The sequence below is a fragment of the Nonomuraea sp. 10N515B genome (assembly GCF_052245915.1).
Classification (GTDB): domain Bacteria; phylum Actinomycetota; class Actinomycetes; order Streptosporangiales; family Streptosporangiaceae; genus Nonomuraea.
This window is the reverse complement of record NZ_JBQQBQ010000041.1, coordinates 55,446-72,640: the sequence shown is the minus strand read 5'-3', so window position 1 is coordinate 72,640 and position 17,195 is coordinate 55,446. Positions and strand designations below refer to the sequence as shown.

The window sequence follows — 17,195 nt, the reverse complement described above, 5'->3', positions numbered from 1 at the left end:
GGGGGTGCGTTCCTTTCCCGGCGTGCCGGCTCTTACTGGCCCTTGAGGTAGGCGTCGGCCTGCTTGGCCATCTCCGCCTGAAGCTTGGCCAGGCCCGCCCTGTCGAGGGCCTTCTTCAGCTTGTCCAGGCCCTGGTCGACGTCCACGGCGCCGATGAACAGCGGGTTGGCGAACTGCGTGAGGGCGGCGGTGACCTGGGTGTTCTCCCGCTTCACCGGCTCGGGGTCGGGGACGAAGGCGGCGTACGGGTCGACGGTGAAGTTGTCGATGTTCTGGGCCCAGTCGAACCACTTGGTCTCGGACTCGGTCATGTCCTTGATCCGGCGCTCCAGCTTGGCCCGCCAGGCGAGAGCGAAGCCGGGGAAGGTGTACGTGGAGACCTTCTCGTACTTGTCGTCGCCGATGGCGTTCCAGTCCTTGCCGGGGAGGCCGTAGTTGAGCAGGTCGTGGTTCTCCTTGATCGACACCCAGTCCTGCAGCTGCATGGCCTTCTCGTTGCTCTGGCCCTTGGCGTTGAGCACGACGAAGTTGTCGCTCTGGAAGGTCTGGTACGGCTTGGCGTCCTCGCCGCCCTTGAGCGGCATCACGTTGGCGAGCATCGCGCCCGGCACGTTCTTGGTCAGCTCGGGCAGGGCCGTGGAGGACAGGCCGTCGGTCATGGCCCAGCCGGTGGCGACGCGGCCGGCCTTGAACTGCGAGTCCAGCGCCTTGGTGTCCAGGGTGAGGGCGTTCTTGTTGATCAGACCGTCCTGGTAGTACTTCCGGATCAGGCGCAGCGCGTCCACCATGCCCGGGGCCTCCCACCACGGGATCGGGTTGGACGAGCCCGTCGTCTTACCGTCGGCGGCCAGGACGAAGTTGAACGAGTCGCCCGTGAACGAGGCGATGCTCACGTTCGGGTTGTCCCACATGTAGGGGTTGAGCCAGCCGACCGGGTTCCACGCCACCATCAGCTTGGGCATGCGGGAGCTGACCCCGATCGGGATGATGTCCTTGTTCTTCTGCTTGACGTCGTACCAGAACTTCTCCAGCCCGGCGAAATCCGTGATGTCGCTCATGCCGAGCTTCTCGGCCAGGTCCTGGCGGATGCTGAAGTGGTGGAAACGAGCGACAGAGTTGATCTGGGGCAGGCCGTAGAGCTTGCCGCTCCACCGGTTCAGCTCGATGATCTTCGGGTCGATCGTGGCGGTCAGGTTGGGGTACTTGCCGCTGGACAGCAGGCTGCTCAGGTCGACGATCGAGCCACTGGCCGCGAGCTGCGTCATGTTGAGCCAGCGCGCCTGCAGCGCCGTGTCGAACTTCTCCCCGGCGGTGAACTTCAGCAGCGCCTGCTGACCGTAGCTGGTCCACGGGATGAACTGCGGCTTGATGGTGAAGCCCAGGTCCGCCTGAAGCTTCTTGTTGACTTCCGCCAGGACGGGGTCCCAGCCGACCGGCACGTCGCCGGGCAGCAGCAGGCTCAGCGTGAGCGCGGCGCTGCTCGCACCGCCACTCGCCTGGGGCTGCGAGGAGCCGCTGGAGCAGGCGGACAGGAAGGCGGCGACGGACAGACCGCCGCCGGCGGCCAGCAGGCCGCGCCGCGACATCATGGGGTTGGACACGGTAACTCCTGAAATGGGGGGAACTGACTCAGCCCTTGGTGGCACCGAGGGTGATGCCCTTGACGAAGTAGCGCTGGGCGAAGGGGTAGGCGAGCAGGATCGGGCCGATGGCGACGGTGGTGAGGGCGAGCCGGAGCTGGTAGACGGGGGTGGCCGCCTCAGCCAGCTGCGGCAGCATCGCGGTGAACGAGATGTTGGAGATCAGGTTCTGCAGGACGAGCGGGAGCGGGAACTTGTGCACGTCGTCGATGAACAGCAACGCCATGAACCAGTCGTTCCAGTAGTGCACGGCGTAGAAGAGGCCGACGACGGCCAGGATCGGCTTGGACAGCGGCAGCGCGATCGTGAAGAAGATGCGCAGCTCGCCGGCGCCGTCGATCTTGGCTGACTCGAAAATCGACTCGGGCAGCTGGCGGAAGGCGCTGACCTGGACGAAGACCAGGAACGGCATGACCAGCAGCGGAAGGATGACCGCGAAGTAGCTGTTCTGCAAGTGCAGGTACTGCGTCACCAGCAGATAGAGCGGCACCAGGCCGCCGGAGAACAGCATCGGCAGGTACGAGTAGATCGTCAGCGGCCGGCTGATGCCGGGCACCCGGCGGGCGATCACCCAGCTCAGCCCCGAGGTCACCGCCAGGGACAGCGCCGTGCCCACGAAGGTGATGAAGAGGCTGGCGAGGTAGGCGTTGAGCACCGCGGGCCCGGTGAAGATCATCTTGTAGGCGGTGAAGTCGAAGTCCGGGAAGAAGCTGTAGCCGGTGGTGGCCAGCTGCGTCTCGCTCGTGAACGACCCCGAGATGATCATCCAGAAGGGCACGGCGCAGGCCAGCACGGCGAGGGAGACACCGATCACGCTGACGACGGTGAACGGCTCCAGCTTTCTGGTGCTCATAGGATGCTCGTCTCCTTCGAGTACTTGCGCTGGATCAGCACCGCGATCACCACGAGGATGAAACCGACCACCGACTGGAACAGGCCGATCGCCGCGGTGGTGCCGAAGTCGCCGAGCTGGCGCAGGGCGCGGAAGACGTAGGTGTCGATGACGTCGGTGTTGTCGAACAACGTGCCGTTGTCGCCGATGATCGCGTAGATCGTGCCGAAGTCGCCGTAGAAGATCCGGCCGACCCCCAGCACCAGCAGCACCGCCGCGGTGGGCTTCAGCAGCGGCAGCGTGATGCGCCAGGCCATCTGCGCCCGCGAGGCGCCGTCGATCATCCCGGCCTCGTAGACCTCCTCGGGGATGCCGGTGATCGCGGCCAGGAAGATCACGCTCAGGTAGCCGCCGAGCTGCCAGATCTTCACCACGGTCAGGATCCACGGCCACGGCCCCGGCTCGGTGTACCAGTCCACCGCGGGGAATCCGAAACCGCTCAGAGCGTCATTGACCGCCCCTCCCCCACCGGACGCCCCGGCGAGCAGCACCTGCAGGATGATGCTGATCACGACCGGGGAGACGAAGTAGGGGAAGAAGACGACCGACTGGGAGACCCGCTTGAAGAAAGTGCTGCGGATCTCGTTCAGCATGATCGCCAGGATGATCCCGGCGGCCAGCGTCGCCCCGAGGAACAACACGTTGAGGAACAGGGTGTTGAACAGGATCCGCGCCGCGTCCCCGGACTCCAGGAAGTAGGTGAAGTTCTCCAGCCCGTTCCACGGGCTGTCGAAGATGCCCAGGTTGACGTCGAACTCCTTGAACGCCACCACCAGGCCGGCCATCGGCAGGTAGTTGAAGACCAAGAAGAAGACGACCGCCGGCAGCGCGAGCAGCCCGACCACCCAGCCCTTGCGGGCCGCCACGCCTTTGCTGCGGCGTCGGCGCCGGGGTGGCCCGGTCGGAGGTCTCGTCTGAGGCTCTTGCCTCGCCTTAAGCGTGCTGCTCATCACCCGAAGTCCCGTCTGAGGCGGCAGAAGATGTCCGCGAAGTTGGATAGAAACCGGTAGCTGCGAACGCTACGTGCGACCGGCATTCACCACAAGGCGGCGTTACGGATACGTTACAGACAAGTCTCCCCCAGTCCGCTCAAGGCACTCTTTTAGTGCGCGAACGTGCCGCCTCGCGTCACCAGGGCCGCACCATTGACCATCAACCCGATGTGCTTCTACGGTTAGAAACCGATCCCTACGAATGGAGGCTCCTCCGTGTCCCCACGCCCGAAGGCGCTGTTCGCCATGCGCGAGGAACATCTCGCGCTGCTCTTCCCCGCGCCCTTGCTGCGGCGGCTGGACACACTGGCCGACATCGACGTGACACTGGTCGCCGAGCACTTCGACGATCCGCGCCTGGACCTGTCCGAGACCGAGATCCTCATCACCGGCTGGGGCTGCCCCACGCTCGACGAAGCCGTCCTGGCCCGCGCGCCCCGCCTGCGCGGCGTGCTGCACGCCGCCGGCTCGGTGAAATCCCTGGTCACGCCCGCCTGCTGGGAGCGCGGCCTGCTGGTCTCCTCCGCCGCCGAGGCCAACGCCGTCCCGGTGGCCGAGTACACCGTCGCCGCCGTCCTCATGGCCGGCAAGGGAATCTTCGCCCTGAACGAGCGTTACCAGCGCGAACGCACCTTCACCCTGGCCGAGATCCAGCCGTCCATCGGCAACAACGGCCGGACGGTCGGCATCGTCGGCGCCTCGCGCATCGGCCGCAAGGTGATCGACCTGCTCTCCCCTTACGACCTGGACCTGTGCGTCTACGACCCCTACACCCTGGTCCCCGGCGTCCGGCAGGTGTCACTGGAGGAGCTGCTGCGCACCAGCGACATCGTCAGCCTGCACGCCCCCGCCACCCCGGAGACCACGCACATGCTGGATCGCGAGCGGCTGGCGCTGCTGCAGGACGGCGCGGTGCTGATCAACACCGCCCGCGGATCGCTGGTCGACACCGACGCCCTCATCGCCGAGCTGAAGTCGGGCCGGCTGTCCGCGGTCCTCGACGTGACCGAGCCGGAGCCGCTGCCGACGGACTCGCCGCTGTTCGACCTGCCCAACGCCTTCCTCACCCCGCACATCGCCGGCTCCCACGGCAACGAGCTCGCCCGGATGGGCACCGCCGTGGTGGACGAGCTGGAACGGCTGGTCGCCGGGTCGCCGCTGGTGTACCAGGTGACACACGACGACCTGGAAAGGGCCGCCTGAAGGCCGACGCCTTTACGTTGTAGATTAAGTTCTCGGCGTCCTACCCTTGCCTCATGGACATCACAGCAGGCCGGCTCTGGGACGCCGACCCGGGCTGGCTCAACACCGCCTCCTACGGACTGCCCCCGCGCCGCGCCTTCGAGGAGCTCCAAGCCGTGCTGGCCGACTGGCGGCACGGCTCCAGCGACTGGACGCCGTGGGACGCCCGCGTGAGCCGCTCGCGCGCCGCGTTCGCACGCATGATCGGCGCGCCGGCCGCGGACGTGGCCGTGAGCTCGACCGTCTCGCAGATCATGTCCGTCGTGGCCACGGCGCTGCCGCCGGGCGCCCGCGTCGTGGTCCCGGACATCGAATTCACCAGCAACCTGTTCCCGTGGGCCGTCGCGGCCGAGGTCGAGACGGTCCCCGCCGACCGGCTGGCCGACGCGATCAGCAGCTCGACCGCCGCCGTGGCCTTCAGCCTGGTCCAGTCCGCCACCGGATCCGTCGCCCCGCTCGCCGACATCGTGGCCGCCGCCCGCGCCCACGACGCCCTGGTCATCGCCGACGGCTCCCAGGCGTGCGGCTGGCTGCCCGTGGACGTCGACGAGGGCCTCGACGTGCTGGCGTGCGCGGCGTACAAGTGGCTCATGGCGCCGCGCGGCGCCGCCTTCGGCTACCTGTCGCCGCGGGTGCGCGAGCGCATGCGCCCGCTGGCCGCCGGCTGGTACGCCGGCGCCGGCGAGGCCTACTACGGCCTGCCGATGCGCCTGGCCCCCGACGCCCGCGCGTTCGACCTGTCACCGGCGTGGTTCTCCTACGTGGGCGCCGCCCCGGCCATCGAGCTGCTCAACGAGCTGGGCGTCAAACGGGTCCACGACCACAACGTGGCCCTGGCCAACCGCTTCCGCACCGGCCTGGGCCTGGAGCCGGGCGACAGTGCCATCGTGTCCGTGGACGCGCCCGGCGAGCGGCTGGAGGCCGCCGGGATCCGCGCGGCCGTGCGGGCGGGCCGGGTGCGGGCCAGCTTCCACGTCTACACCACCGCCGACGACGTCGATCGTGCTCTGGACGTGCTGAACGGGTGATCTCGCGGGTACGAGGGCCATGACGCACGACACGTACCGGAGGGAAGCGGATGGCCGTCAACGTCACCGTCTGGAGCGAGAACTACCACGAACCCCGCGAGGAGGACGTACGCCGCCGCTACCCCGACGGCATCCACGGCGCCATCGCGGCCGGGCTGACGGAGGTGCTGGGCGATCGGGTCCGCGTACGCACCGCCGTGCTGGACGACCCCGAGCACGGCCTGGCGGACGAGACCCTGGCCCAGACCGACGTGCTGACCTGGTGGGGACACATGGCGCACGAGGAGGTGGACGACAAGGTCGTGGAACGGGTGCGGCGGCGCGTGCTCGGCGGGATGGGCCTGCTGGTGCTGCACTCCGGCCACTACTCCAAGATCTTCCGTTCGCTGATGGGCACCACCTGCACCCTGAACTGGCGGGACGCCGGGGAGCGCGAGCTGGTGTGGACAGTTTCCCCCGGCCACCCGATCGCGCGCGACATCCCCCGTCCACTGATCATCGACCGGCAGGAGACCTACGGCGAGCCGTTCGACGTCCCCGAGCCCGACGAATTGGTCTTCATCAGCTCCTTCAGCGGCGGTGAGGTGTTCCGCAGCGGCTGCTGCTACCGCAGAGGGCTGGGCAGGATCTTCTATTTCGCACCGGGTGACCAGGAATATCCCGTCTACTACCACCCCGGCGTGCGCCGCGTGCTGGCCAACGCGGTCCTGTGGGCCGCCCCGGAGCACGGCGTCGGCGAGCCGCCACAGAACGCCCACACCCCCATCCAGTGGTAGGCGCCGGATGACCTTCGCGACCATCGACGCCCTGGCATGAGGAGAGCCCGCTCCCGAGTGGCGGGGCGGGCTCGGCTCAATGGACGGTCAACGGATCTGGCTCGGTTGCGGCCACTCCGTGCCGATGCCGTCGCCGTAGGCGGTGTAGACGTTGTCGTCGTCGGACCAGCAGTTCGGCCACAGGTCGCCGTGGTTGCGGTTGTCGCCGACGGCCGGGGCGCCGACCGAGGCGGCCGAGCCGACCTGCACCGTCGAGAAGAATGTGCTGGGCGGCGGCGACGTCGCCGCCCCGGCCGTCTCAGGGGCCGCTCCCGCAACCGTCATTGCGGCCGCGACGAGCAGGGCCGCCAGGCCCGCGCCCAGGCGTCGTCGAAGGGTCGAATACATGACTTCTCCAGGCAGTCCGGTGGCCCCTGCGCGCGCGGCAGTCAGGGGTCGCGAGGGTGGGGGGTGAAGGGAGAAGAACTGCGAGCAATCGATTTCTCACGGACGGTACAATCGCCGCCTGACAGCCGTCAAGCCCTGATGTGTCGAGATTTCAGTCGGGGTATTCGCTCAGCCGAACCCCATATTTCAAAAATTCCGGAAGCATGGGATGATGATCTTGGAGGGACAGCGTGCTGCTGCGCTCGCCGTAGGCGGGCTCAGAGCGGCGGCATTGTAGGCCTCCGCGATGGTAGAAACTTGGTTCGATGGCCACTATCTACGATGTCGCCCGCGAGGCCGGCGTATCCGCCGCCACCGTCTCACGCGTGCTCAACGGCGCCCGCACGGTCGACCCCGCCATGGTCGCGCGCGTGCTCACCGCCGTCCGAGAGCTCGGCTACCGCCCCAACGCGGTGGCCAGAAACCTGCGGCGCAGCCGCACCACCCTCTGGGCAGTGATCATCTCGGACATCGGCAACCCGTTCTTCACCGCCACCGTCCGCGGGATCGAGGACGTCGCCCAGCAGGCCGGCTACTCGGTCGTGCTGTGCAACAGCGACGAGGACCCGGCCAAGGAGGAGACGTATGTCGCGGCGGCGCTGAGCGAGCAGATGGCCGGCGTGATCATCTCCTCGTCGGGGAGCGTCAGGGCCGCCAAGACCCTGCTCGAGTCGCCCGTCCCCGTCGTCGCCATCGACCGCGAGCTCCCGCGCGGCGAGGTGGACACGGTCGTGGTGGACAACGAAGCGGGCGCGCGCACGGCCACGGAGCATCTCCTTACAGCCGGCTACCGGCGGATCGCGTGCATCACGGGCCCCGAGGGCGTGAGCACCGCCGACCTGCGCCTGCGGGGCTACGCGGGGGTCCTGCCGGGCGAGCCGCTGGTGGTGCGCACGGACTTCCGCGAGCAGGGCGGATACGACGCCATGACGTCACTGCTGGCCTCCTCCGATCGTCCGGACGCGGTGTTCGTGGCCAACAACCTCATGGCGGTGGGGGCGCTGCGGTGCCTGGCCGATCGGGGTGTGGACGTGCCCGGGGAGATGGGGCTGGTCGGGTTCGACGAGATCCCGTGGGCCGATCTCGTCCGGCCGACGCTGACCACGGTGGCGCAGCCGACGTACGAGCTGGGGCGCATGGCCGCCCGCCTCCTGGTGGACCGCATCGCCACCCCGGCCGCCAAACCCGCCAAGGTCGTCCTCCCCGCCGAGCTCCGCCCCCGCCAGAGCAGCGCCCGCTGACCCGCGGCGCCCAGGTCTCGTCCCACACCGCACCCGGACCGGGTCGGGTACGTTCTCGCGCGGGTGGGGTGCGTGCCGACCCGGGCCCGGTGCGTCCCGCCGCGGGCCTGGTGCGTCCCGGCGCGGGTCAGGCGAGCGCATGGGCGATGTGGGACGTCGAGCGGTACAGGTCGCGGTAGAGCGCGTACAGGCGGTCGTAGTCCTCGGCCGCCTCCGGGGCCGGCTCCACCACGGACGCCACCGGGTTCCATCCCTCGCACGACACCCCCACCGCCCGCGCCGCCAGCATGGCGTCGCCGAAGGCGGCGCCGACCGTGTGGGCGGGCACGACCTGCGGCTGCTGGAGGACGTCGGAGACGATCCGCGTCCACAGGCCGCCCCGCGTGCCGCCGCCCACCGCCACCAGCCGCTTGGCGGACCCGCCCGCCTCCCGCATGGCCTCCAGGTTGTGCCGGACGCCGAACGCCGTGGCCTCCAGCGCGGCCCGGTACAGGTGGCCGCGCCCGTGCCGCAGCGTCAGCCCGACGATCGTCCCCCGGGCGTCCGGGTCGAAGAGCGGCGTGCGCTCCCCCGCGAAGTACGGCAGCATCAGCAGCCCCTCCGCCCCGCGCCCCGCGGCGGAAGCCTCCGCCGTCAGGTCCGAGAACGAGGCCCCGGTCAGGTCACGGAGCCATGCGGTGATCGCTCCCGACGTGGCCATCCCGGCCGCCAGGTTGTACGTCCCCGGCGCCACCCCCACGGTCCCCCACAGCTGCGGGGAGGCGGCCCGCGAGGCGAGCACCTCCACGAGGAACATGGTGGTCCCGTACATGAGCATGACGTCGCCCGGTGAGGTCACCCCGACGCTCAGCGCCTCGGCCCACGCGTCGATGGTGCCCGCGACCACCGGGATCCCGGCGGGCAGCCCGGTCAGGGCGGCCGCGCCGGGGGAGACCGTGCCCACGACGTCGCCGCTCCAGGCGAGCGCGGGCCGCTCCAGCTCCGGCACGATCTCCCAGTCCGTGATCCACTCGTGGGCGCGGATGTCGTACAGCGGCGTGCATTGGCTGGCCGCATGATGATCCAGCACGTAGGCCCCGGTCAGCCGGTACGCCAGCCACGAGTGCGCCATGAACATCCGCCGGGTCCGCGCCCACACGGAGGGCTCGTGGACGCGGAGCCACTCCAGCTTGGGCCCTACCGCCTGGGACGTGAGCGGCGAGCCGCACCGGTCCAGGATCGCGGCCTCGCCGTAGCGGGCGGTCTGGGCGGCGATCTCGGCGGTGGCGCGGGTGTCCACGCCGTACAGGATGGCCGGGCGCAGCGGCGTGCCGTCCTCCGTGCAGGGCAGCACGCACGGCCCGATCCCGCTCAGCCCGACCGCCTCGATGCCGGGGCGGGCCAGCTCGCCGGCGATCGCGGCGAAGTCGGCCCACCACACCTCCTCCGCGTCGTGCTCGAACCAGCCGGGCCGGGGTGTGGCGGTCCGGTGCTCGCGTACGGCCGTGGCCACGACCGTGCCGTCCGCTGCGACGAGGACACCCTTGGAGCTCGAGGTCCCGATGTCGACGCCGAGGAACATCAGTTCTGCCCGGACAGGTCGAACTGCTTGTACAGGTCGGCCGCGTTGTCCTTGGTGACCTGCGTGGTGCCGAGCACCTGCTGTTTGTCCACCGGCTGGCCGTGCAGGATCTTGTTGACGGTGTCGGCCGCCTCCTGCGCGCCCGTCGGGTAGATGAACGTGGCCGACAGCTGGCCGAGCTGCACGGCGCGGATGCCGCCGTCCGGGATGGCCAGGCCGTCGATGCCGATGAACTTGATCTGCTCGGCCTTTCCTGCCGCCTTGGCCGCCAGGTACGCGCCCAGCGCCATCGGGTCGTTGTGCCCGTACACGAGGTCGATCTTGGGATGCTGGGCCAGCCACTGCTGCATGATCGGCGTGGCCTGCTCCTTCACCCACTTGGCCTCGCGATCCGCGATGATCTTGATCTTGGGGTTGGCCGCGATGGCCTCGCGGAAGCCCTTGTCGCGGTCGATCTGCGGCTGGTTGGACAGGATGCCGCGCAGCTCGACGATGTTGCCGCCGTCCGGCAGCAGCTTGACCGCCTCCTCCCCCGCCTTCCTGCCGATGAGCACGTTGTCGCCGCCGATGAAGGCCGTGTAGCAGTCGGTGTTGACCGTGCGGTCCAGGATGATGACCGGGATCTTGGCGTCACACGCCTGCTGCACGGCCGCCGTCAGCGGTGCGGGCTCGGTGGGCGAGACGATGAGCGCGTCGACCTTCTGGGTGATGAAGTTCTGGACCTGGGAGACCTGCGTGGCGCTCGACTGCTTGGCGTCGGCGATCGGCAGCAGCTCGATGTCCGGATATTTCTTCAGGAAGTGCTGCAGCTGCAGGTTGAGCTGCGCCCGGTACGGCTCGGCGTTGTTCGACTGCGAGTAGCCGACGACGAACTTCTTCTTCCCGGCGCCGCCGTCCGCGGTCGCGGTGGACGTAGGCGCCTTGGACGCGCACGCCGCGGCGAGCAGCGCGCACAGCGCGATGGCAATGGTCTTCTTCATGATCGAGACCCTCCTCGGAAGAACGTGAAGAGATCGGGACGCTGCAGGACGACCGCCACGACGACGATCAGTCCCTTGATCACGAGCTGCCAGTTGTCGCTGACCGCGTTGAGCCCGAGCACGTTGTCCAGCAGCGTCAGGATGAGGGCCCCGACGAACGTGCCGGCGATCGTGCCCTTGCCGCCGGCCAGCGAGGCCCCGCCGATGACCGCGGCGGCGATGGCGTCCAGCTCGAAGGACTGCCCGGCCTGGGGGTCGGCCGAGGCGCTGTAGGCGGCGTCGATGGGCCCGGCGAACCCGGCGAGCATGCCGGACAGCGTGAACACCGCGATCGTGACCGCCGTGACGTTGACGCCGGACAGCCGGGCGGCCGTGGGGTTGCCGCCGACGGCGTACACGTGCCGGCCGAACCGGGTCTTCGTCAGGATCAGGTGGAAGACGACGCAGACCACGATGAAGGCCAGCACCGGATAGTAGAGCCGGCCGAACAGGTTGTGCCCGGGCGTACCGAACAGTTGGAACGCCTCCGCCTGCGGCGTCAGCTGCCCGTCGGGGCCGGTGATCTGGGTTCCGACGCTGACGTTGTCGCTGACCTGCCGGTCCAGGCCGCGTACGACCGAGAGCATGGCCAGCGTCATGACGAACGACTGGATACGCAGCCAGGCGGTGCCGGCGCCGTTCAGGAACCCGAAGAACGCCCCCACGGCCATGCAGATCGGCACGATCTGCCACGGCTCCAGCGAGTGTTTGGACAGCATCATCGCGGCCGTCATCGACGCGATGCCCAGCAGCGAGCCGACGGACAGGTCGATGCCGCCGGTCAGGATGACCAGGGTGACGCCGACGGCGAGGATGCCGCGTGAGGCGAAGGCGCCGATGGCGTTGGTGAGGTTCGTCTCGCTGAGGAACATCTCGCCCTTGGTGGCGATCCCGACGGCGAGCACCAGCACCAGGCCGATGTACGCCTGCGCGGCGCCGAGAGCGGACAGCGTGCGCCGCATCCGGTTGTCCGCGTGAAGAGTCATAGGGTCGTCACCTGCTGTCTGGCCATGGCGGCCGCGAGGATCGCCTCCTGCGTCGCCTGGCCCCTAGCGAATTCGGCGGTGATCCGGCCCTCGCACAACACGAGGATCCGGTCGCACATGGCGAGCAGCTCGGGCAGTTCGGACGAGGCCACGAGCACGGCCTTGCCGGAGGCGGCCAGCTCGGACATCAGCGCGTGGATCTCCGCCTTGGCGCCCACGTCGATGCCGCGGGTCGGCTCGTCCATGAGGATCAGCGACGGCGCGGTCAGCAGCCATTTGGCCAGCACGACCTTCTGCTGGTTGCCGCCCGACAGGTTCCCGACCGTGAAGCGTGTGCCCGGCGCCTTGACGCGCAGCTCGCGCACCTGCCCGGCGACGGCCGCGCCCTCGCGCCGCCGGTCCACGATCCCGAAGCGCAGGAACCGCTTCAGTGAGGGGAGGCTGGCGTTGAAGCCGATGGTGTTGCCGAGGACGAGGCTCTGCGCCTTGCGGTCCTCCGCCACCAGCGCGACGCCGCGCGCGATCGCCTGCTTGGGGCTGCGCGGGCGGTACGGCCGGCCGCTCAGGATCATGCGGCCCGCCGCCGCGCGGTGCACGCCGAAAATCGATTCCAGCAGCTCGCTGCGGCCCGCGCCCATCAGCCCGGCGACGCCGACGATCTCGCCCGCCCGTACGGACAGGGAGACCTCGCGCAGCGCGGTGCGGCCCGAGCCGGGCTCGCCGGGCACCGACAGGCCCTCCACCCTCAGCAGCTCCGCGCCGTCCGAGCCGCCGTTCGCGCGCGGGAACATCTCGCCCAGCGGGCGGCCGACCATCATCTGGATCAGCTCGTCGCGGTCGATGGACGAGCGCTCGCCGACGTAGCGGCCGTCACGCAGCACGACCACCCGGTCGGCGATCTCCTCCAGCTCCTCGAGGCGGTGGGAGATGTAGATGACGGCCACGCCGCGCCCGGTGAGGTCGCGGATGACCTCATACAGCCGGTGCACCTCGGCATCGGCCAGCGCCGAGGTGGGCTCGTCCATGACCAGGACCCGGACGTTCTGCGACAGGGCCTTGGCCACCTCGATGAGCTGACGTTCGGCGATCTTGCACTGCTTGACGAGGGTGCACGGCGACAGGTCGAGCCCGAGGCCGCGCAACAGCTCGGCGGTCCGCGCCTCCATGCCCTTGCGGTCGAGGATCGCGCGTTCCCTGCCGAGGAGGATGTTGTCGGCGATGGACAGCTCGGGCACCAGGTTGAGCTCCTGGTGGATCATGGCGATCCCGTGCCGGCCCGCGTCCTTGGGCGAGTGAATGCGGGCGGGTTCGCCGCCGATCTCGATCTCGCCCTCGTAGTCCTTGAACACCCCGGCCAGGATGTTCATCAGCGTGGACTTGCCCGCGCCGTTCTCGCCGAGGAGGGCCACCACCTCGCCCTCCCCGACGGTGAGCGACACGCCGTCGAGCGCCCGCACGCCGGGGAAGGACTTGCCGATGGCCCGCATCGTCAGAACCGTCGTCACCGCAGACTCCATGCCGTGTAGGAGGCGGCCGACCAGGGGGTCTTCGGGGTGAGCTGAACGGTGATCTCGCTCTTGCCCTTCGTGACGCCCGCCGGGATCTGGTAGACGTCCTCCAGCCACCTGCGGGTCCGGTTGCCGAGGGGCTGCACCCAGTCGGCCATCCTGTGCCCGTTGACGGTGACCTCGGCGTGCCGGCCCGCGAGACTCTGGTCGCCGGTGCGGCGCAGCTCGACGCCCCGGTTGCCGCGGTCGATCCGCAGTTTGAAGCTCACCGGGCCGTCGGTCGTGCGCTGGGCGGCCTTCAGCGTCAGGGGGTTCCTGAAGTCGCCTTCGAACGCCGAGTCCAGTGTCGTGACCTCGCCCTGGCCGGTGTAGCCGTGCTGCTGCTCGCTGGTCTGGTCGCCGACGGTGAGAGCGTCGGTCTGCGTGGCCGCTGCTTGGTCGCGGCCGTACCAGTAGGCGGTCGAGGAGTAGACGCCCTCGACGTCGTTGGTCCAGCCGTGCTCGATGTCGAAGGTGAGCGAACTCCCGAACGGCACGGCGTCGCCGATCATCAGCCGGTACACGCCGGTGCAGTCGCCGTCGGCCGGGCAGCCGGTCGCGGGGGCCAGGTGCGCGGTGTTGCCGTGGAAGGGGGTGGTGAAGGTCTCCCGGTTGAAGTACCAGCCGGCCTGGTAGAAGTCCTCGGTGCCGGTGCCGTGGATCTGCGGGGTGCGCGAGCCGTCCACGTAGACGCGCTCGTCGCCCTCCAGGTAGTTGCGGTTGGTCGGACCGCGCATGGTGTGGCTGACGCCGACGAACTTGCCCTGGGCGCCGGTGACGCGCAGGAAGGGCCAGCTCGCGCCGGGGGTGGTGCCGCCCGCACGGGACTGCGTCCGGAAATAGCCGACATTTCCTGCTACGGGGCTGTGGGCGGACGTGACCGCCGCCTCGCCCTCGACCGCCCGGCCGGAGTCGTTGTACAGCTCGACCGTCGCGCCCGTCCGGTACGGCATCGGCCACCAGGCGGTGAGCGTGCTCGTCTTGGCGTCGATCGCGGACATCAGCGACGCGACCGGCATCATCGCGTGGCCACTGCCGAAGAACTCGCCGACCGGCGAGTCGACGGTGCGGCGGCCGTCGAAGCTGATGCGCAGCCGTAGCCCCTGCAGCACCTCCTGCGCCGACCTGATCCTGGCGAGCTGGTCCTCGTTCATCGGGAAGGCGAAGGTCCGCTCGCCCTGCCAGGTCTGCGCGACGATCTTGTAGGTGTGGGCCGACTCACTGGCCGCGTCGCCGACGTCCACGGTGTCGGTGCGCTTGCCGGCGCTGTCCACCCAGTACGTGAACTCGTTGTAGTCGAGGTCCGACGACGCGAACACGTTCTTGATCGTGATCTTCGACTTGCCCTTGGTGGCACTGGCCGGCAGGTCCACGACCTCGTCGGCCCACATCCCGGCCGGTCCCAGCTTGCTGGGCGGCCATTGCGCGACCTCCTGCCCGTCCACCTGGATCTTGGCGACCTGCCTGCCGATGGCCGGGTCGATGCGGCGGGTCAGCCGCACCCCGTCGTTGGCCGGGTCGATCGCGACCGTGAACTCGCTGGAGCCGCCTGCGCCGAACGCCCGGCCCTCGTCGGCCTCGGTCTTCGGCAGCACCTGCACGGCCTGCGGCAGCCTCAGCCTGATCTGCGACAGCAGGCCGGAGCCCACCGTGCGCGCCACCCGCGCCGACGCGCCCGGAGCGAGATCGATCGCGGCGTCCTGCGTGCGCGCGCCCGGGATCGGGGGCTTGGGGTCGCCGCCCGCCTTGAGCCTGTCGATGACGTCCTGCGCCTTGTCGGCCGGGTCGAACGTGCTCACGCCCTCGGCGTCGGCGAACGTGCGGTAGCTGACGTGGTAGAAGAGCGGATTGTGCTCGGTGGTGACGCGCATCGAGCGCGTGTACGGCATCGGCACCTGGAGGTAGACGCCGCCGGAGCTCTGGTCGGCGTTTCCCACGAGGGGGTAGGCGAAGGGGGCGCCGAGCTTGCCGTTCACCAGGTCCTGCAGGCTCGTCTCGACGACTTTCCTGCCGTCCAGCTCGATGGTGATCTTGCCGGTGCGGCTGACGTCGCCGCCGTCCCTGGTGAACCAGATGGCCTGCACCTCGCCGGCGCCTGTGTGCTCGGCGATCAGGCAGCCCTGGTCGGTGGTGCTCAGGCAGGAGTACGTGCCGTCGAACCCGTCGTTGTTGTCGCCGGTGCGGTCGAAGCTGGAGAACTGTTTGGTCTGCACGCCGACCGGCAGCTCGGGCAGCCGGTCGAGCCTGCGATAGACGTCCCACCCGACCGGGCCCTTGGCGGTGGCGGTGACCGTGACCTGCTGGGCCTGCGCCGGAGCGGCGATCAGCCCGCCTGCCACCAGAACGGCCGCTCCCAGGATCGCTCTAAGCCACATCGCCGAACCCCTCGAACGCGACGCCGAGTTGCTCGCACACCGCCCGAAGCTCGGCGACGTAGTCGCCCGGCACGGCGTGGATGTGGTTGGAGCCGAAGCGGCCGAGGAACTCGGTGGCCGGGACGTGCAGCCGGGTGAAGGCGTGCGGCCACTCGAACGTCGACTGCCTGGCCATGGCCTCGTTGGTGGCGTCGTCGTACAGCTCGAAGTCGCCGCGCATCACGTGCATGCGGTAGGCGCCGTCCCTGCGGGTCAGCCGGGCGAACGTGGCCGCCCCGGGAGCCGCCAGATGGTGCACGCTGGCGCCGCCCGCCGGGAAGAAGAACACCTCCGGATAGAAGTGCGTCCTGGCGAGGTTCTCGGCCGGGTCGTCGGACCTGGCGGCGTACCACGTCGCGTGCTGGCCGGAGTTGCACAGGTCCCACACGTCCTTGTCGGCGTGGTAGTGCCTGACGTCGGCGAACAGCACCGGGTCGCCGCTCAGCAGCTTGAGGATCTGCATGGTCAGCGCGCCGTCCATGTCGGCCTCGGTCGCGCAGACGTGCGTCTGCTTCGGGCCCTCCCAGTCGTACGGGTCGTTGAGGAACGCCTCGGCGAGGTCCATCGTGCAGAAGTGGGTGGTCAGCTCGGGCTGGCCCTTGATGCCGGAGAAGTCCAGGTTCCACTCGTCGATGAGCTCGCGCATCGCGTAGTAGGTGCGGATCTGCCGCTCGAACAGTTCGGGCGTGAGCTGCTTGCCGTCGTAGTGCACGTTCCCCTTGGCCTCGAGCCACTGGCGGGCCTCGGTGACCCGTGCCTGGGAGGCGTGCTCACTGCGCCGGACGATCTCCCACTGGTCGATCTCCTCGACGTCCACGCCGAACGTGCGCATCCACTGGTCGGTGTTGGCGACCGCGGTGTACATGCCCATCGGCCGGCCGCCGATCCTGCCGAAGGTCGAGCCGCGCAGCCCGCGCACCGCCTGGGCGGCCCGCACCTCGGTCAGCACGCGGTTCCTGACGGCGGGATCGTCGATGTCGCCCCACGCCCTGGCGTGCACCCGGCCGATCTGGTCCAGTCCGCCGCCGCCGGCGAGCATGCCGACCATGCCGGGCTGGGCGGGGTCGATGTTGGCCATCAGCAGCAGCGGCCCCGGCGTCGCCTCCGCGGCCAGCATGGTGAAATGCGGGAACGCCCAGACGGCGTAATTGAAGATCGTCAGATCGGGGCGCCGGTCGGCGAGCCAGCGGGCCTGGGACGTGGCCAGCTCGTTCGTCCAGACGATCTCCGGCGCCACGATCACCTCGTGGCCCTCCTTGCGCAGCGCCTCCGCCAGGGCGGTGGTGGCGGCGTCGATGTGGTCCACGAGGTCGCGGGCGACGAAGTCGCGCCCGTCCGAGATGCTCAGGACTCCGATACGTGCCACGGGTCACTCTCCATACGGCTCGAGAAATCGATTGCTGAGAAATCGATTTCCACAATGTAGATCCG

General features: G+C 69.4%; 14 protein-coding genes. 4 read left to right on the top strand and 10 right to left on the bottom strand.

Going from position 1 to position 17,195, the window contains the following annotated elements; all coding sequences use genetic code 11:
- Nucleotides 1–32: 32 nt before the first annotated feature.
- Genes ACTWQA_RS40995 through ACTWQA_RS40985 form a run of 3 tightly spaced genes read right to left on the bottom strand, consistent with a single transcriptional unit; the run spans nucleotide 33 to nucleotide 3,398 of the window.
- Nucleotides 33–1,601 carry an extracellular solute-binding protein gene (locus tag ACTWQA_RS40995; protein WP_443164289.1) on the bottom strand — a complete coding sequence of 523 codons (1,569 nt, stop codon included), beginning with the start codon at nucleotides 1,599–1,601 and terminating at the stop codon, nucleotides 33–35.
- A 28-nt stretch (nucleotides 1,602–1,629) separates the two neighbouring features.
- Complete coding sequence (locus ACTWQA_RS40990; protein ID WP_443164288.1) at nucleotides 1,630–2,493, bottom strand: carbohydrate ABC transporter permease; 864 nt, start codon at nucleotides 2,491–2,493, stop codon at nucleotides 1,630–1,632.
- Complete coding sequence (locus tag ACTWQA_RS40985; protein ID WP_206641543.1) at nucleotides 2,490–3,398, bottom strand: ABC transporter permease; 909 nt, start codon at nucleotides 3,396–3,398, stop codon at nucleotides 2,490–2,492. The genes ACTWQA_RS40990 and ACTWQA_RS40985 overlap by 4 nt, the downstream gene beginning before the upstream one ends.
- A gap of 342 nt (nucleotides 3,399–3,740) precedes the next feature.
- Here ACTWQA_RS40985 and ACTWQA_RS40980 point away from each other — a divergent pair, with 342 nt between their 5' ends.
- Genes ACTWQA_RS40980 through ACTWQA_RS40970 form a run of 3 tightly spaced genes read left to right on the top strand, consistent with a single transcriptional unit; the run spans nucleotide 3,741 to nucleotide 6,570 of the window.
- Entirely contained in the window at nucleotides 3,741–4,727 is a 987-nt protein-coding gene (locus ACTWQA_RS40980; RefSeq protein WP_443164287.1) for a hydroxyacid dehydrogenase, read from the top strand.
- A 53-nt stretch (nucleotides 4,728–4,780) separates the two neighbouring features.
- The gene (locus ACTWQA_RS40975) at nucleotides 4,781–5,794 is read left to right on the top strand and encodes an aminotransferase class V-fold PLP-dependent enzyme (RefSeq protein WP_443164286.1); all 1,014 of its coding nucleotides are present in this window, start codon (nucleotides 4,781–4,783) and stop codon (nucleotides 5,792–5,794) included.
- A 50-nt stretch (nucleotides 5,795–5,844) separates the two neighbouring features.
- A complete protein-coding gene (locus tag ACTWQA_RS40970; protein ID WP_443164285.1) occupies nucleotides 5,845–6,570 on the top strand; it encodes a ThuA domain-containing protein in 726 nt (241 codons plus the stop codon).
- 87 nt (nucleotides 6,571–6,657) lie between these two features.
- Here ACTWQA_RS40970 and ACTWQA_RS40965 read toward each other — a convergent pair whose 3' ends face one another.
- On the bottom strand, nucleotides 6,658–6,957 hold the full coding sequence (locus tag ACTWQA_RS40965; RefSeq protein ID WP_443164284.1) for a hypothetical protein: 300 nt from the start codon (nucleotides 6,955–6,957) through the stop codon (nucleotides 6,658–6,660).
- Between the two features lie 305 nt (nucleotides 6,958–7,262).
- On the opposite strand from ACTWQA_RS40965, the gene ACTWQA_RS40960 reads away from it, so the two are divergent.
- Nucleotides 7,263–8,237, top strand: coding sequence for a LacI family DNA-binding transcriptional regulator (locus ACTWQA_RS40960; protein ID WP_443164283.1), 975 nt, complete (start codon nucleotides 7,263–7,265; stop codon nucleotides 8,235–8,237).
- A 127-nt stretch (nucleotides 8,238–8,364) separates the two neighbouring features.
- Here ACTWQA_RS40960 and ACTWQA_RS40955 read toward each other — a convergent pair whose 3' ends face one another.
- From ACTWQA_RS40955 to ACTWQA_RS40930, 6 genes are read right to left on the bottom strand one after another with little or no spacing between them, the layout of a single operon-like run.
- Nucleotides 8,365–9,798, bottom strand: a complete 1,434-nt coding sequence (locus tag ACTWQA_RS40955) for an FGGY-family carbohydrate kinase (RefSeq protein WP_443164282.1) — start codon at nucleotides 9,796–9,798, stop codon at nucleotides 8,365–8,367.
- Nucleotides 9,798–10,778: a substrate-binding domain-containing protein gene (locus ACTWQA_RS40950; RefSeq protein WP_443164281.1), complete on the bottom strand. Its 981-nt coding sequence runs from the start codon at nucleotides 10,776–10,778 to the stop codon at nucleotides 9,798–9,800. Before ACTWQA_RS40950 ends, ACTWQA_RS40955 begins: the two co-directional genes overlap by 1 nt.
- Nucleotides 10,775–11,803: an ABC transporter permease gene (locus tag ACTWQA_RS40945; RefSeq protein WP_443164280.1), complete on the bottom strand. Its 1,029-nt coding sequence runs from the start codon at nucleotides 11,801–11,803 to the stop codon at nucleotides 10,775–10,777. The genes ACTWQA_RS40950 and ACTWQA_RS40945 overlap by 4 nt, the downstream gene beginning before the upstream one ends.
- Nucleotides 11,800–13,308, bottom strand: a complete 1,509-nt coding sequence (locus tag ACTWQA_RS40940) for a sugar ABC transporter ATP-binding protein (RefSeq protein ID WP_443164279.1) — start codon at nucleotides 13,306–13,308, stop codon at nucleotides 11,800–11,802. Before ACTWQA_RS40940 ends, ACTWQA_RS40945 begins: the two co-directional genes overlap by 4 nt.
- Nucleotides 13,305–15,725, bottom strand: coding sequence for a glycoside hydrolase family 172 protein (locus ACTWQA_RS40935; RefSeq protein WP_443164278.1), 2,421 nt, complete (start codon nucleotides 15,723–15,725; stop codon nucleotides 13,305–13,307). The genes ACTWQA_RS40940 and ACTWQA_RS40935 overlap by 4 nt, the downstream gene beginning before the upstream one ends.
- On the bottom strand, nucleotides 15,715–17,130 hold the full coding sequence (locus ACTWQA_RS40930; RefSeq protein ID WP_443164277.1) for an L-fucose/L-arabinose isomerase family protein: 1,416 nt from the start codon (nucleotides 17,128–17,130) through the stop codon (nucleotides 15,715–15,717). Before ACTWQA_RS40930 ends, ACTWQA_RS40935 begins: the two co-directional genes overlap by 11 nt.
- Nucleotides 17,131–17,195 lie beyond the last annotated feature (65 nt).